Source organism: Hyphomicrobium sp. DY-1, from assembly GCF_047497105.1.
Classification (GTDB): Bacteria; Pseudomonadota; Alphaproteobacteria; order Rhizobiales; family Hyphomicrobiaceae; genus Hyphomicrobium_B.
In genome coordinates, this window is record NZ_CP134870.1 from 1,115,512 (window position 1) to 1,129,200 (window position 13,689).

At 57.5% G+C, this 13,689-nt stretch carries 14 protein-coding genes; 8 read left to right on the forward strand and 6 right to left on the reverse strand.

Annotated elements, in window-relative coordinates; translation table 11 throughout:
- The first annotated feature begins 66 nt into the window (after positions 1–66).
- Positions 67–354: a hypothetical protein gene (locus RLW41_RS05335; protein ID WP_409560899.1), complete on the forward strand. Its 288-nt coding sequence runs from the start codon at positions 67–69 to the stop codon at positions 352–354.
- A 20-nt stretch (positions 355–374) separates the two neighbouring features.
- On the opposite strand, the gene RLW41_RS05340 is transcribed toward RLW41_RS05335, so the two are convergent.
- The gene (locus RLW41_RS05340; RefSeq protein WP_414463809.1) at positions 375–827 is read right to left on the reverse strand and encodes a cupin domain-containing protein; all 453 of its coding nucleotides are present in this window, start codon (positions 825–827) and stop codon (positions 375–377) included.
- A 169-nt stretch (positions 828–996) separates the two neighbouring features.
- On the opposite strand from RLW41_RS05340, the gene RLW41_RS05345 reads away from it, so the two are divergent.
- Positions 997–2,112: a THUMP domain-containing class I SAM-dependent RNA methyltransferase gene (locus RLW41_RS05345; protein WP_414463810.1), complete on the forward strand. Its 1,116-nt coding sequence runs from the start codon at positions 997–999 to the stop codon at positions 2,110–2,112.
- Between the two features lie 21 nt (positions 2,113–2,133).
- Here the strand turns inward: RLW41_RS05345 and RLW41_RS05350 are convergent, their stop codons facing one another.
- Both RLW41_RS05350 and RLW41_RS05355 read right to left on the reverse strand, forming a co-directional pair.
- On the reverse strand, positions 2,134–3,393 hold the full coding sequence (locus tag RLW41_RS05350) for an ABC transporter ATP-binding protein (RefSeq protein ID WP_414463811.1): 1,260 nt from the start codon (positions 3,391–3,393) through the stop codon (positions 2,134–2,136).
- A 22-nt stretch (positions 3,394–3,415) separates the two neighbouring features.
- Positions 3,416–4,240: an ABC transporter permease gene (locus tag RLW41_RS05355; RefSeq protein WP_414463812.1), complete on the reverse strand. Its 825-nt coding sequence runs from the start codon at positions 4,238–4,240 to the stop codon at positions 3,416–3,418.
- A 671-nt stretch (positions 4,241–4,911) separates the two neighbouring features.
- Between RLW41_RS05355 and RLW41_RS05360 the strand changes: the two genes are divergently transcribed.
- Positions 4,912–6,090, forward strand: a complete 1,179-nt coding sequence (locus tag RLW41_RS05360; RefSeq protein WP_414463813.1) for a hypothetical protein — start codon at positions 4,912–4,914, stop codon at positions 6,088–6,090.
- Between the two features lie 25 nt (positions 6,091–6,115).
- Here RLW41_RS05360 and RLW41_RS05365 read toward each other — a convergent pair whose 3' ends face one another.
- Together RLW41_RS05365 and RLW41_RS05370 are read right to left on the reverse strand one after the other, a co-directional pair.
- Positions 6,116–6,430 (reverse strand): EthD family reductase, encoded by a 315-nt coding sequence (locus tag RLW41_RS05365; protein WP_414463814.1) that lies wholly within the window; start codon positions 6,428–6,430, stop codon positions 6,116–6,118.
- Positions 6,431–6,502: 72 nt separating this feature from the next.
- The gene (locus RLW41_RS05370; RefSeq protein WP_414463815.1) at positions 6,503–7,540 is read right to left on the reverse strand and encodes an LLM class flavin-dependent oxidoreductase; all 1,038 of its coding nucleotides are present in this window, start codon (positions 7,538–7,540) and stop codon (positions 6,503–6,505) included.
- Between the two features lie 182 nt (positions 7,541–7,722).
- Between RLW41_RS05370 and RLW41_RS05375 the strand changes: the two genes are divergently transcribed.
- Entirely contained in the window at positions 7,723–7,902 is a 180-nt protein-coding gene (locus tag RLW41_RS05375) for a hypothetical protein (protein WP_409560906.1), read from the forward strand.
- A 45-nt stretch (positions 7,903–7,947) separates the two neighbouring features.
- Positions 7,948–9,609 (forward strand): exosortase E/protease, VPEID-CTERM system, encoded by a 1,662-nt coding sequence (gene xrtE, locus RLW41_RS05380; RefSeq protein WP_414463816.1) that lies wholly within the window; start codon positions 7,948–7,950, stop codon positions 9,607–9,609.
- 28 nt (positions 9,610–9,637) lie between these two features.
- On the opposite strand, the gene RLW41_RS05385 is transcribed toward xrtE, so the two are convergent.
- On the reverse strand, positions 9,638–10,309 hold the full coding sequence (locus RLW41_RS05385) for a TetR/AcrR family transcriptional regulator (protein ID WP_409560908.1): 672 nt from the start codon (positions 10,307–10,309) through the stop codon (positions 9,638–9,640).
- A 197-nt stretch (positions 10,310–10,506) separates the two neighbouring features.
- Between RLW41_RS05385 and RLW41_RS05390 the strand changes: the two genes are divergently transcribed.
- Genes RLW41_RS05390 through RLW41_RS05400 form a run of 3 tightly spaced genes read left to right on the forward strand, consistent with a single transcriptional unit; the run spans position 10,507 to position 13,639 of the window.
- Positions 10,507–12,534: an FUSC family protein gene (locus tag RLW41_RS05390; protein ID WP_414463817.1), complete on the forward strand. Its 2,028-nt coding sequence runs from the start codon at positions 10,507–10,509 to the stop codon at positions 12,532–12,534.
- Positions 12,531–12,740, forward strand: a complete 210-nt coding sequence (locus RLW41_RS05395; RefSeq protein WP_013949329.1) for a DUF1656 domain-containing protein — start codon at positions 12,531–12,533, stop codon at positions 12,738–12,740. Before RLW41_RS05390 ends, RLW41_RS05395 begins: the two co-directional genes overlap by 4 nt.
- A complete protein-coding gene (locus RLW41_RS05400) occupies positions 12,737–13,639 on the forward strand; it encodes an efflux RND transporter periplasmic adaptor subunit (protein WP_414463818.1) in 903 nt (300 codons plus the stop codon). The genes RLW41_RS05395 and RLW41_RS05400 overlap by 4 nt, the downstream gene beginning before the upstream one ends.
- Positions 13,640–13,689 lie beyond the last annotated feature (50 nt).

The window sequence follows — 13,689 nt, forward strand, 5'->3', positions numbered from 1 at the left end:
AAAAATGTTGTTCTGAACGGGTGTATAAGCGACTAGCCAGCCTCCCTCGCTCGCATGGAGTTTTCGATGACTATCGATTTATGGATCGGCGCCGGGGTTCTGCTCGCGACGGCCGCGACTGACGCCGCCTATGTCATGTTCACGGCGTCGGTGGTCTCGCGTCGACCGCTTTCCGCGGCCAACTGGAGCGGCATCTGGTATATGCTGTCGTCGTTCGCGGTCATCAGCTATACGAACAATTGGGTGTATGTCGCGTTCGCCGTCGTCGGGTCGTGGATAGGCGCCTATGTTACGCTCAGATACTTTCACAAAGAACCGAGCCACCCACCGGCGCCGTTGCGGCCAGAAGCTTAGCCGTCCATCGGCTTGCCGATTCACTCAGCCGCTGGCGATGTCTGCATGAGGCGGGCGATCGCCGAGTCGGCATACGTTTCAAGCTCCGGGAGAAGCACAACGCTTTCCTGTTCATTCGGGTCGGTGCGGGCGATGACCGCTGATATGGGCTTGTTGCTCAGATTGATCGGAAGATGGGGAACACCCGCAGGGATGTAGAACAAGTCACCGGCTTTCGTAACGGCATGATACTGAAGCTTATCGCCGTAGAGGGCGATGGCTTCACCCTCCAGAACGTAGATCGCCGTCTCATGATTGGCATGCATGTGTGCCTTGGCCCGGCCGCCTGGCGGAATGGTCAGCAAGTGCATGCAAATGCTTTTCGAGCCTACCGTCTCAGCGGCGATGCCGCAGAAGTAGGTTAGACCCTGCTTGCCGTCATAGGTATCGTCGGGGCGCACAAGGTGGCAAATCTGTTCCGAAACGTCGCTCATCCCAATCATCTCCTTGTCGAGATAGGCCCGCCGGCTAATGCTGAATTTATGGGGTCTCAGCGATTTTCCAGTCCCCCATCCGGCGTTGTTTCCCGCAATGATCGTACTGAACTTTCCGAGGTCTCAAAAATATGTCGATACGCTCACTGCTTCCGGATAATGAGGCCGCATGACGGCGTTTGACAGCGATTTCGAAATTTTCCTTGTCGTCCCCCCTGGGCTTGAGGCCGCACTGCGCGACGAAGCGCGGGCGAACGGTTTCAAGAAGGCCGCAATCACGTCAGGCGGCGTGACCGTGCGGGGCGGTTGGCCGGACGTCTGGCGCGCCAATCTCGAACTCCGAGGCGCAACGCGCATTATCGCACGCATCGCGACGTTTAGGGCTTCGCATCTCTCCGAGCTTGATAAGCGTGCGCGTAAGGTGGCGTGGGGCGGTGTCCTGCGCCGAGACCGGCCTTTCCGCGTCGAAGCCTCGTGCAAAAGTTCGAAGATCTACCACTCGGGTGCTGCCGAACAGCGCATCGAACGCGCAATCCGCGAGGAACTCGGCGCGCCATTCGATCCCGATGCCGCCGTTTGCGTCAGAGCGCGGATCGAAAACGATATCTGCGCCATCGGCGTCGATACTTCGGGCGATCTCCTGCACAAACGTGGACATAAGCAGGCCGTGAACAAGGCCCCGATGCGCGAGACGCTCGCGGCGCTGTTCTTGCGACTCTGCGGGTTTGATGGAGGTGAGCCTGTCGTCGATCCCATGTGCGGATCGGGCACGTTCGTCATCGAAGCGGCGGAAATTGCGGCGGCCCTAATGCCGGGACGCACACGTCATTTTGCCTTCGAAGAGTTGGCAAACTTCGACGCCGCAACGTGGCAGAAACTGCGCGACGCGCGAAAGCCGAAAGTGCCGACGGTGAAATTTTACGGTAGCGATCGCGATGCCGGGGCGATCAACATGAGCCGCGCCAACGCCGAGCGCGCGGGCGTTTCAGAGTTCACAGAATTTCGTCAGCAGGTGATCAGCGATCTCACAGTGCCAGTGGGGCCACCCGGACTCGTTATCGTCAATCCGCCGTATGGGGACCGCATCGGCAATAAGAAACAGTTGCACGCCTTGTATCGCTCACTGGGGGAGACATTGAAGGCGCGCTTTAACGGCTGGCGCGTGGGCGTCATTACGAACGAGGCGGCGCTCGCGACAGCGACCGGTCTGCCATTTTCGAAACCGATTGGGCCAATCTCGCATGGCGGCCTGCGCGTTTCGCTGTACCTGACCGCCCCACTCTGACACACGGACGCAGGAGATAGATTAAGCCGCCGATGCGTCTTCAACCGGATAGGACTGCCACGTCGCGGGCCATTCCACGTGGCCCACGGCTGAAGCCGACGGACGCAGAACATCGGCCGTTTCGTCGCCAAGCTGAATGCTCAGAACATCCTGCTTGGCGTCGAGTTCTTCATGCCAATCTGCTAGCGACGCTGACAGATGGTATGTGCCGGGCCGGAGCGGCAATGCCCGCGCGTGGCATCGGAGCGTTCCCGAAGTCATTCCCTTTGTGACTTCGTCGGATGCGTGGAAGCGATTGTCCGAGCCCCAAAGAGGCTCGCCAGTGTCGGCGCGAAGCATGACGCCACCGACCGGCTTCGAGATCGGTCGCGGGGAAACGAACCGGATGTCGGCGATTAATTCGCCGTCAACGAGCGCCTCTCGGTTCACGATGATCGAAGTAATCGAGGGATGCGAGAGGTTTGCGGTGAAAGAAATCGAGTCAGCCAAGCTGCTGGCGTTGATGTAACGCCGGGCAACAACTTCCACGGACGCGTCGCTTGTGATCTTGCCGCCTTCGAGCAACAGGCCGCGATTGCACAATGCCCTGACCGCTGAGAGATTGTGACTGACAAAGAGAACGGTGCGTCCTTGTCCGGCTACGTGCTTCATCTTACCGAGGCACTTCTGCTGAAATTCAGCATCGCCGACGGCGAGAACTTCGTCGACCACCAAAATTTCCGGCTCCAGGTGCGCCGCGACGGCGAATGCGAGACGAACGTACATACCGCTGGAATAGCGCTTTACCGGTGTGTCGAGAAACTTCTCAACCTCCGAGAAGGCGACGATTTCATCGAATTTTCGGCGAATTTCGGCGTGTTTCATGCCAAGGATGGCGCCGTTCAGATAGATATTCTCGCGCCCCGTCAACTCAAGATGAAAGCCCGTTCCCACCTCAAGGAGGCTTGCGACGCGGCCCCGGATCTCAACTCGTCCTGCACTCGGCTCGGTGATCCGCGACAGGATTTTGAGCAGTGTCGATTTCCCCGCGCCGTTGCGCCCGACGATACCTACGACGTCGCCGCGCTTCAGTTCGAACGAGACATCTTTCAGCGCCCAAAAATCCTCGACCTGATCACCGGCAACGAGCTGCCGCCCGCGCGCGACATCCATTCCTGTCCGCGCCCAATGTTTCAGGGCCTTTACGGCGACATCGCGCAGGGCCGTGTAGCGCTCCGGCCGATGATGGCCGATCAGATATTTTTTTGCGAGGCCATCGGCACGGATGACAACATCACTCATCTCGGTAGCTCTTCCTGCGATCTTAGACGAGGTCAGCGAATGAGCGCTCGGTTCGGCGGAAGTATCTGATGCCGATCCAAAGCATGAGCACGGTAACACCGAGACTTACCGACAGGCCTGAGAGGTGAAGTCTGCTGGCATCGCCCAGAAGACACCATCGGAAGCCGTCAATCACTCCAACGACAGGATTGAGACTGTACCAAACGCGAATACTCTCGGGCACCACCTCACTCGAGAAGCCGACCGGCGATACATAGAGTCCGAATTGAATGACGAACGGAATGATGTATCGCATATCTCGGTATTTGACGTTGAGTGCCGTAATCATGAGCCCCGGGCCAAGGCTCGCGGCCACTGCAAAAAGCATGAAGAACGGTAGGAATATGATGTGCCAGTTCGGCAGATAGCCGTACCAAGCCATCAGCAAGAACAGGATTGTCAAGTTTGCGAGAAAATCAACGAGTGCCACGACTCCGGCGGAAGCTGGAACGATCATCCGCGGGAAATAGACTTTGCTGATAACGTGCGCACTTGTGATCAGGCTGTTCGATGCTTCGCTCAGCACGCTCGAAAACAAGAACCAGGGCAGCATTCCGGCGAATACAAAGATCGGATAGGGAACGCCTCCGTCGCTCGGCAGCTTTGCCAGCTTTCCGAATACAACGGTGAAAACGATCATCGTCAAAAGTGGACGAATGATCGCCCAAGCAATACCGATGACGGTTTGCTTGTATCTGACCGCGATATCGCGCCACGCCAGGATGGCGAACAGCTCGCGATAATGCCAAAGGTCGGACCAATAGTTGCGCTCAGCGCGCCCTGCTTCGAGGACGAGCAAACGCGGCATTCGATCGGCTGGCGAAATCGGGTGTCTCTTCGATGTTTGTGTGAGAGAGAACGCACGCATCAAATCGCGTTCAGCGGGTAAAGCTGGTGACGTCTTCGAAATGTGAAAGAGAAAAATCTACCGAACTGCGGGTGAATCGCTTCACCTGACAGACAAAAGTGGCATCGTCCGTTCCAATAGCTGAAACGCGGACCGCGCCTGCAAATGCACTTGTGCAGAGCGTCGCGCCCAGCGTCAACGATTTTTTTAACCAATTTACCAGTTATCGCGGCGCATACGCTACGCCGCTATCGCTATACGTCGAGATCATATTTTGTGAGCATTGCTGCCCGACCGCATTTACCAAGTCGATGCATCGAGCCTCGTAAAACAAATACATACAATACATACTATCAGTGTACGTTTTCTGTTTTCCCTCTTCGGTCCCGAGGGATCTTTCTCTTGTTTGGGGTCTAAAAAAATAACCGACGAAAGATTGATACAGGCTCGGTACTCGACGCTTCAAATCAGTGTGCGATCTTTGTCGGACGTTTAGAAACGATCTATCAACTTTGTTCCAGATTTCGTCTGCGCAAGAGAATTCGTCTGTCTAAGGCTGAAGAGAGAGCCTCGAATTTTCTCCTAATTTGTTCGCGAATTGAGCATTTATATCAACTGGGGACGCCTCGGTCGTGGTTGGCGAAACGCATACTCACGATATTGCGATTGCGGCGCGACGATTGCGTAAGACGCGTTTGTTGCGGCATCAGAATGAGCGTCCGACTGGAGTGCACACGAACGATCTGCCGGTCTTTCTCGTCAATCCAACGCGCTTTCCAGAGCTTACGGAAGAGCCTGAACCGGAGCGCGACTTCCGCGCCAAGCTTGCGCTGCTTTATGCACAATCGGCTGCAGCGCTGGCACCGTACGCCAACGCAATCAAAGCTCACCTCGCCGGCCTTCGCACACATCTTTATGATCTTCCCGCTCTTTGGCGGCGCTATAGCGTCAAAGAACAAATTACAAAGCTCGCGGTCGCCGCATTCCTCGTCTCGCTCGCTCTTCTTTCGACGCTCGACCGTCCGCAACAGCCAATAAAGAACGCTAGAGCTGTCGCACCTGAGCCGCCACCACCGGCATTCGACCTCGATCAAAGACTCGCCTTTGCACAGAACCTTCGCGATAGGCTGCTCTCGAATGCCATCACTCTCAGCATGCAGACGGCGACGCCGGCTCTTCCACCTTTGCCCACGCTCGCGCCTTTACCGATCGATCGCGACGCGAGCCAAATTTCAACCGAGGCCGAGCAATCTGAAACACCAACTGTTGGCGGCGATCAAGAGACGAGCAGGATGGCAGTTCCACAAATCGCTGCCGATGACGATGCGAAGTGGCGTTTCCCATTCGATAGCCAGCCCTATGTTGCTGGCAGCCTGCCTCGATCGCCAGACGGCTCGTTTCGTGCCGAACTCGCGATGTCGGATGTCATGACTGACAGAAGCAATCGGGCAAGCATCGCTGAGAACGAGAATGAGGATGCGTCAGCCGCAGTGGCACCAAAAGTAAAACAGGACAAGCCCACAAAGCGGAAGAAAGCCGTCGCGCAGAAACGGCGAGCACCGCAGAACAATCAGATGACGGCGGCCGCGGCACCACAACCGACCGGCGTTCCTGGGGAACCCAATCTGCCGCCGCCGCCTATCTTGTTTTTTCTTGGAGCGCCGCCGCCGCAGTCTGCACAGCCGGTGCAGACACCGCCGTCAGCTGCGCCAGCGCCAGCGGCGACCAAGGCGCCGCCGCCAGCCCCACCACCGGCAAACAAGCCGTGGGTTCCGAATTCGCTTTCGGACGTCTTCAAGGACGCTTACTGACTAAAGCCCGCGCCGCTGGCGCTATTTACCCAACCTCGACTTCGCTGATCTGCAGAACCGGCGAGAGATCGGTGTAATTGGGAATATCCGCCAGGATTTCACGCGCATGCGGCCCGAAGCCTGACTGAAACGCCTCTACGGAGTCACAGAAAATGTGGCACATGCCGATGTAGGTGGGCGGCGTACCGGGAGCTGCGCCAGCAATGCCTCTATCGACCGTATAGTACTTGCAGGTATCGCCCATCTTTGCTTTCACCATGGGCATGTGCTTGTCGCGATAATAGTCGTGGTCAAACCGGGCATTTGGCGTGTTCGGATACGTGACGCTGACTTTGATCAAAGGGCGTTCCTTTCATTTTTTCACTGTCTTCAACGAACGCGGGCACACCATCGCGACCACGCTTAATCACATTTACTTCGCGAGTGAGGTACGAACCACCGGCGCAACTTCCGTCCCGAGAAGCTCGATCGATTTCCTCATCGCAACGTATTCCGCCGATGCAGAGCTCATTTGAAATGTGAAACGATCGACGCGACCGAGGACCTCGCTCGCCTCGACGATTTTCTTTGCGACTGTGGCCGGATCACCAATCAGGAAAGCGCCGCCCGGTCCACACATCGCTTCGAACTGCGCGCGCGAAACCGGTGACCAGCCCCTCTCCCGTCCAATGTCCGTGAACATCCGCGCCCAGCCCGGAAAAAAGGTATCTTTCGCTTGGTCTGCGGTATCCGCAACGAAGCCCATCGCATGGACGCCGACACGCAGATGTTGTGGAGGATGGCCGGCGCGCGCGTAGGCTTGGCGGTAAAGATCAATGAGCGGGCGAAATCTACGAAACTCGCCACCAATGATAGCGACCATTAACGGCAGACCGAGTTCTCCGGCGCGGGTGAACGATCTCGGCGTACCGCCGACGCCAATCCACACAGGCAGCACATCTTGGTGGGGGCGTGGATAGATGCCTTGGCCGGAAAGCGCCGGGCGGAACTTTCCCGACCAATTTACATTTGTGCTCTCCCGTATCTTCAGGAGCAGTTCAATCTTCTCAGCAAAAAGAGCGTCATAATCTTCAAAGCGCATCCCAAAGAGCGGATAGGCTTCTCCGAAGGACCCGCGCCCGACGACGAGTTCGGCGCGTCCCTTCGATATCAGGTCGAGCGTGGCGAATTCCTGAAACACGCGAACGGGGTCGGCGGCGCTCAACACTGTTACGGCGCTGGTCAGTCGTATCGATTTGGTACGAGATGCGGCGGCCGCAAGGATGATCGCGGGAGCCGAATCGAGAAATTCGGGACGGTGGTGCTCACCAATGCCGAAGACATCGAGGCCTGCGCGATCCGCGACTTCAATTTCTTCCAGTAAATTCGCCAATCGGTCTGTCGGAGACAAAGTCCCGACGGTCGCAGCCTCTGGCATGATTGCTGCAAAACTGTCTACGCCAATTTCCATTCAGGCCCTTTCGGAACGAGTTCTTGTGCAATGCAGAGGCGGATTTCAACGAGCGAAGGCGACGTCGAGACTCCTATCATGGGACAATTCCGCCGCGACATTAACCACCTGTTTACGTTGTTCTTGATGGAGCACGGCACCCGTTTTAGTCGCTTCAACATGTGTTTGCGTAGGAGACGTCCATGCAATTTGTGGTCGATTGTTTCATCGTCGTTTGGCACTGCGTCGGCGGTGGCGGTGCAGGCGATCCCGGAGGCCCGCACCCGGCTCCGGAAATCAATGCCGCCAGCAGTGTCGCGGCGATCGCGCTTCTCCTTAGCGTCGGCGCCATTGTCTATCGCCGCATGCAGCAAACACAGTAGCGATAATCTGGCAGCCTCTGCCATCGCATGGCAGGCATGCTTCGCATGTTGAAAGCTGCCTCTCATCCCGCTTGGCCCTCGGTTCGAATTGTGTCGACGATGGCGCTTGTCGTCGTCGAAATGCTGACGATCCGACTCTTTACACCTCTTCCGGATGTCTGGGGCATCTGGCCAGTTGTCGGCGTTGTCCAAGCTGTTCCGAAAATACTTCTGCTAGTGGCCGCAATTTTTGTGGTTGTCGGCTGGTCCAAGCGCAGCGCGATCCTCGCAGCCTTCAATCAAGATGCAGACCCGGTGCAGATATCAGCGACAGCTGCAATCAGCGCGGCTGCGATGTTGGCCGCTTTTCTCGCGCGCGGACTCCTCGCCCAGGCTCCTCCAGGCGCTGATGCCTTTCTTGCTTATCTCTATTCGGCGTTATTCCTGACGGCGATAACGTCGCTCGTCCTTGTCGCTGCGCCGCTAGGCTTTTGGCGAGAGATCGTAACGTTTTGCAAACCGGAACTGATGCTGGCGCTCGGACTGGGTCTCTTGGGATATGTCACTGGCGCAACCCTCGATAGAGAGCGCGGCAGTTTATTATCGGAAGACAATTGGGCTGAGCTTTCTGACGCCACCCTGCAGTTGTCGTACTGGATCCTCAAGCACTTCGATCACAGCGCTTTCATGGACCCGGCTACGCGCATTCTCGGCGCCGGCGATTTCAGCGTCAGGATCTTTGCGGCATGTTCCGGTTACGAAGGCATGATGCTGATCGCACTGTTCGTCGTAGGATATATCCTGATCTTCCGTCGCTCGCTGAAATTTCCCAACGTCCTTTTGCTGTTCCCGTTGGCGATGGGCGCAATCTGGCTCCTCAACAGCCTGCGGATTGCGCTGCTGGTCTTCATTGGAGCGAACTTTTCGCCGGATATCGCGCTCGGAGGATTTCATTCGCAGTTCGGCTGGATCAGCTTCTTACTCATCGCAATCACGATCATGACGGTTGCGCAGAAGCTCGCTTTCTTCGGTAAGAGATCACCGATCATGGCAGCGGCGATGTCAAATGCAGCAAACGCGGCGCGTGCTCGACAAGCCGCCGATTCCAATCCAGCGCTTATCTTTCTTGCACCGTTTATCGCGCTGATGGCCGGTCAAATCGTGACGCGCATTGCGGCGCCTCACGACTATCTGCTTTATCCTATTAAAGTCATTGCAGTGTTTGCGGCGCTGTATGCCTTCCGGAACGTCTATAAGCAGCTGCTGAGCACTCCGGATGCTGTCTCGGTTTTGATTGGCGGGATGGCGGGTGTGCTGTGGATCGCGACTGACCCAGGTGCCGGCAGCCACACGCCGCTGGAGCAGTCGCTTTCGGAATTCTCGCCGATCATGGTCGCTCTCTGGCTCGCGTTCAGAGGCCTCGGCACCATCATCATGGTTCCGATCGCGGAAGAGCTGGCGTTCCGCGGATATGTCTACCGCGTCCTACAGGCGGCAAAATTCGAGACAGTCGATTTTCGGGCATTCGGACTCGTTGCCCTCGTCGTCTCTTCGAGCTTGTTCGGTCTGATGCACGACCGGTGGCTTGCGGCAGCATTGGCCGGTGCGCTTTACGCGCTGTTGATGATCCGCCGAGGCCGGATCGGCGACGCGATCGCGGCACACATGACAACCAATGCAGTCATTTTCACGTGGGCGGTAGTCGCCGGACAGTGGTCGCTTCTTTAACACAACGCTGCAAGGCGGCCCCCATTCATCAAGCCGCCTCTTTCGCGAAGATCAAGTCGAGCTGCGTCTCGAACAATTCACCGATATTGACCGGATGCGCCCGATCGAGAAACTTGTTGATGACGATACCGGCCCAGACCGGCGCCAAAAGCAAGTACGGGTTTTTGACTAGACGATCATCCTTGAGTTCGCCTGATTTCCGCGCAGCCATGGCCAGCCGCTTCACCTTCTGAAGGAGCGGCTCGATGACGTCGCGCCGGTAGATCTCGGCAATGGCCGGAAAACGCACACCCTCCGTGATGACCATACGGGCGATATCCGCACGGCTCTTCTTCTCGATCTGGTGGATCGAAACGACAAGCGTCCGGCGGAGAAAATCTTCGACACTCTCGTTCGGCGCGCGCTTGGCGTCGTCCGTATCGATGTGAGCGTTTACAATTTCTTGCTGCACGACGGCCGAGAACAGTGCTTCCTTGGCGATGAAATAGCGATAGATCAGGCCCTTTGCGACGCCTGCGCGCTTCGCCACAGTCTCGATGGTGGTGTTCGCAAACCCCTTTTCCAGAAACTCCGCCAGCGCCGCATCGACGATTGACTGTCGCGTCATGGCGGTCTTTTCCGGGCTGGCTCCGCGTCGGCGAATGACCGGCGGGTCGTTGCGGACAAGATTGGTGACGGCGGATTGTGTACTTTTTTGCATGTCGCCTCACTTCGTGAATCGGCTTATGCGGCCACGCACTCGATTTTGGATGGATACCTATGCGCCCCACGCATTATCAGCGTTGAGCGTTTGTCTTGACAAAAGTGACCGCGAAGTCATTTATACCTAGTTGAGGGCAATGTTCAAGATCGAAATTCGTCAAACCTCGTTTTAGTTGCTCTCAAACAGGATGTGCGATGGCCTTCCCGGCTCTACAGCAGTGGATTTTTTCGTTTAAGACGACGATTGCCGCCTTACTGGCGCTGCTGATCGCACTGTGGCTTCCGCTGCCTAATCCCTATTGGTCGATCGCAACGGTTTACATCGCATCAAACCCGCTATCGGGCGCGACGAGATCTAAAGCTATCTTTCGCGTCATCGGTACGTTGCTTGGTGCATCAGCCGCTATCGCGATGGTGCCCAATCTCGTCAACACCCCGATCCTGCTGATCATCGCTCTGGGTCTTTGGTCCGCAGGCTGTCTTTATATCGCCATGCTCGACCGCACGCCGCGAAGCTACATCTTCATGCTTGCAGGCTACACTGCAGCGCTGATCGGCTTTCCGACGGTGGACGTACCGGGCACGATTTTCGACGTGGCGCTGGCGCGGACCGAAGAGATCATCGTGGGCATTCTATGTGCCGCTGTCGTCTCAAGCATCATCTTGCCGCGCCCTGTTGCGCCGGTAATCGCACAGCGACTCAAGGCCTGGCTTGCCAACGCGGACTTGAGCGCCCGCGATGCGCTGCAGTTGCGGACCGGAGCCGAGCCCGACCGGCACCGGCTGAAGCTCGCAGGTGATACAGGCGAAATCGAAAATCTCAGCACGCACCTCATTTATGATGCGGGTGGTCACCCGGAGTTCCTGCGACTCATTCGTGATGTCCGGCCGCGCATGCTGATGCTTATTCCCATTCTGTCCTCGATCGCGGACCGACTTCATGAGCTTTCCTTGCTAGGTGGCCCATCGCGCGCGGCACAGCAGCTTGTCGATCGGATGGATAAATGGCTTGCCGCCGGCGGAACCGATGCCGAAGAGCTCGATCGCTTGAGAAGCGATATGGAGGCCTGCGTCGACTCAACCCGCGCTCATCGCAGCTGGCACGACCTGGTGGAGCTTAGCCTTCTTATCCGGTTGGGCGACCTTGCCGCGATCCGATGGGATTGCCTCGACATTCTAAGGAGCGTTGAGCAGGCGCCCGATCATATATCGAGACCGTATACCTATCCTATCGCTGAGCGGGCGGCGCTGGTCCATCATTACGATCACGGCCTTGCGATGTTGTCTGCGATCGTCAGCTTCGTGACGATTTCCGTCTGCTGCACGTTTTGGATCCTGCTATCCTGGCCGGAGGGCGGCTATGCGGTGTTGATGGCTGCCGTGGCCGGCAATCTGTTCTCGGCGCAAGATAATCCGGTGCCGTCTATCGTCATGTTCGCGAAGTGCTCCGTCGTTTCTATCGGCATTGCAGCGCTATACGTCTTCGGCATTCTTCCTCACGTTCACAACTTTGAAACGCTCGCGCTTGTGCTGGCTCCGGCTCTCGTCTTTTTCGGGTTATGCATTTCGAAACCCGAAACGTTATTCATGGGGCTCGCTTTGGCAATCTGTGTGGCTGCGATGATGGGCCTGCAGGTGACTTTTGCGGTCGACACGTCGACGTTCTGGAACAGCAGCATCGCTACGTCTGTTGGCGTCATCCTTGCCGCGACGACGGCTTCGATGCTGCGTACACTTGGCGCCGAATGGAGTATTCGCCGACTCGCGGTCGCCAACAAGGAGACGCTGGCGGAGATCGCAGATGCTCAGACCGCACGCGACGAGGCGCGGCTGACCGGCGTCATGCTCGACCGTCTTGTTCTTCTCGCACCGCGAGCGAAAGCTGCAGGACACCGGATTCCTGGCGCGATCGGAGAGTTGCGAGAAGGTTTCAACATTCTTGATCTCCGGCGATCGCGTATCGGGCTTACGCCTTACTCGCGGCGCCGCATCGATGCCGTGCTTCTCATGCTGAAGCGCTATTATCAGAACAAGTCCACGGTGCCGGCGCCGGACTTGCTTCTTGCTGCGGTCAATCGCGCGCTGGCGGTCGTTCGAAACGAGCATGGCGCGTCTGCGCGCTCGGCGTTGCTTGGCCTCGTCGGCCTGCGGCGCAGCCTCTTCCCGGACCGCTCGCCTCCTCATTTGCCCCACGCTCCGGTCTTGCTCGAGGCTGCGCAATGAACGAGGAAATCAGTCTGTTTGGCATCTTCGTGCCGTCCGTTCTCGCGTGCTCCGTCATCTCGTATGTCGTTATGGTGGCGGTCTCGCGCGTCCTCCGCGCCGTCGGCGCATATCAGTACATCTGGCATAGGTCGCTCTTCAATCTTTCAATGTTTGTTTGCATTCTTTGCGCGACTGTCCTCTTCCTCTTTCAGGCTCAGTCATGAACCCACGCCTAAAAACCTTCATACGCTACGGCACGACACTTGCGCTCGTCGGGGCTGCCGTATTCGCCGGCTGGCTGCTTTGGGTTCATTATGAACTCGAACCCTGGACACGCGACGGCCGCGTTCGCGCCGACGTCGTCGAGATTGCACCGGACGTTTCCGGGCTCGTGACCAAAGTGATGGTTCGCGACAACCAGATCGTCCACAAGGGAGACGTTCTGTTTCAGATTGACCGCGACCGTTATATTCTTGCGCTGAGGCAGGCTGAAGCCGATGTCGAGGGCCGCAAGGCGGCACTCGAAGCCGCGCAAAAGGATCTGGTGCGCTATAAAAATCTGACGAATCTTTCTGTCTCGGATCAGAAGGTCGAACAGGTGATCGCTACGCAGGCGCAGGCTGAAGCGGATTTACATAAAGCCGAAGCGGATCGCGACCTCGCGAAGCTCAACCTGGAGCGTTCGGAAGTCCGCGCGTCGGTCAACGGCCCGATCACGAACTTCGACCTGCAGCCCGGCAACTATGTCACCGCGGGCAAGGGCGTGGCGGCCCTGATCGACAATGATTCCCTGCGCGTCGAAGGCTACTTCGAAGAAACTAAGTTGCCGCTCATCCAAGTCGGCGACAAAGCCGTCGTACACCTGATGGGTGAGGACAGACCGATCCTGGGCCATGTTCAGAGCATTGCCGGAGGCATCGAGGATCGCGACCGTAGTGCCGGCTCGAACTTGCTGGCCGACGTCAACCCGACATTCAGCTGGGTTCGTTTGGCGCAGCGTATTCCCGTGCGCATTGCACTTGACCACGTGCCAGAGGGCGTCCGTCTGGTCGCCGGACGGACGTCGACGGTTGTGATCACGCCGGAAGACGGCAAGCATCCCCGCGACACGGCACAGAAATAAGCCGATAGCCGTGGCGCTGGACGTCGTTTCCCCTTCATCGAGATCGATAT

Excerpts from the sequence above, each read along its gene's own strand:
- RLW41_RS05335 (WP_409560899.1), top strand. The coding sequence starts at position 67 with ATGACTATCGATTTATGGATCGGCGCCGGGGTTCTGCTCGCGACGGCC.
- RLW41_RS05340 (WP_414463809.1), bottom strand. The coding sequence starts at position 827 with ATGAGCGACGTTTCGGAACAGATTTGCCACCTTGTGCGCCCCGACGAT.
- RLW41_RS05345 (WP_414463810.1), top strand. The coding sequence starts at position 997 with ATGACGGCGTTTGACAGCGATTTCGAAATTTTCCTTGTCGTCCCCCCT.
- RLW41_RS05350 (WP_414463811.1), bottom strand. The coding sequence starts at position 3,393 with ATGAGTGATGTTGTCATCCGTGCCGATGGCCTCGCAAAAAAATATCTG.
- RLW41_RS05355 (WP_414463812.1), bottom strand. The coding sequence starts at position 4,240 with ATGCCGCGTTTGCTCGTCCTCGAAGCAGGGCGCGCTGAGCGCAACTAT.
- RLW41_RS05370 (WP_414463815.1), bottom strand. The coding sequence starts at position 7,540 with ATGGAAATTGGCGTAGACAGTTTTGCAGCAATCATGCCAGAGGCTGCG.
- RLW41_RS05375 (WP_409560906.1), top strand. The coding sequence starts at position 7,723 with ATGCAATTTGTGGTCGATTGTTTCATCGTCGTTTGGCACTGCGTCGGC.
- xrtE (WP_414463816.1), top strand. The coding sequence starts at position 7,948 with ATGTTGAAAGCTGCCTCTCATCCCGCTTGGCCCTCGGTTCGAATTGTG.
- RLW41_RS05385 (WP_409560908.1), bottom strand. The coding sequence starts at position 10,309 with ATGCAAAAAAGTACACAATCCGCCGTCACCAATCTTGTCCGCAACGAC.
- RLW41_RS05390 (WP_414463817.1), top strand. The coding sequence starts at position 10,507 with ATGGCCTTCCCGGCTCTACAGCAGTGGATTTTTTCGTTTAAGACGACG.
- RLW41_RS05395 (WP_013949329.1), top strand. The coding sequence starts at position 12,531 with ATGAACGAGGAAATCAGTCTGTTTGGCATCTTCGTGCCGTCCGTTCTC.
- RLW41_RS05400 (WP_414463818.1), top strand. The coding sequence starts at position 12,737 with ATGAACCCACGCCTAAAAACCTTCATACGCTACGGCACGACACTTGCG.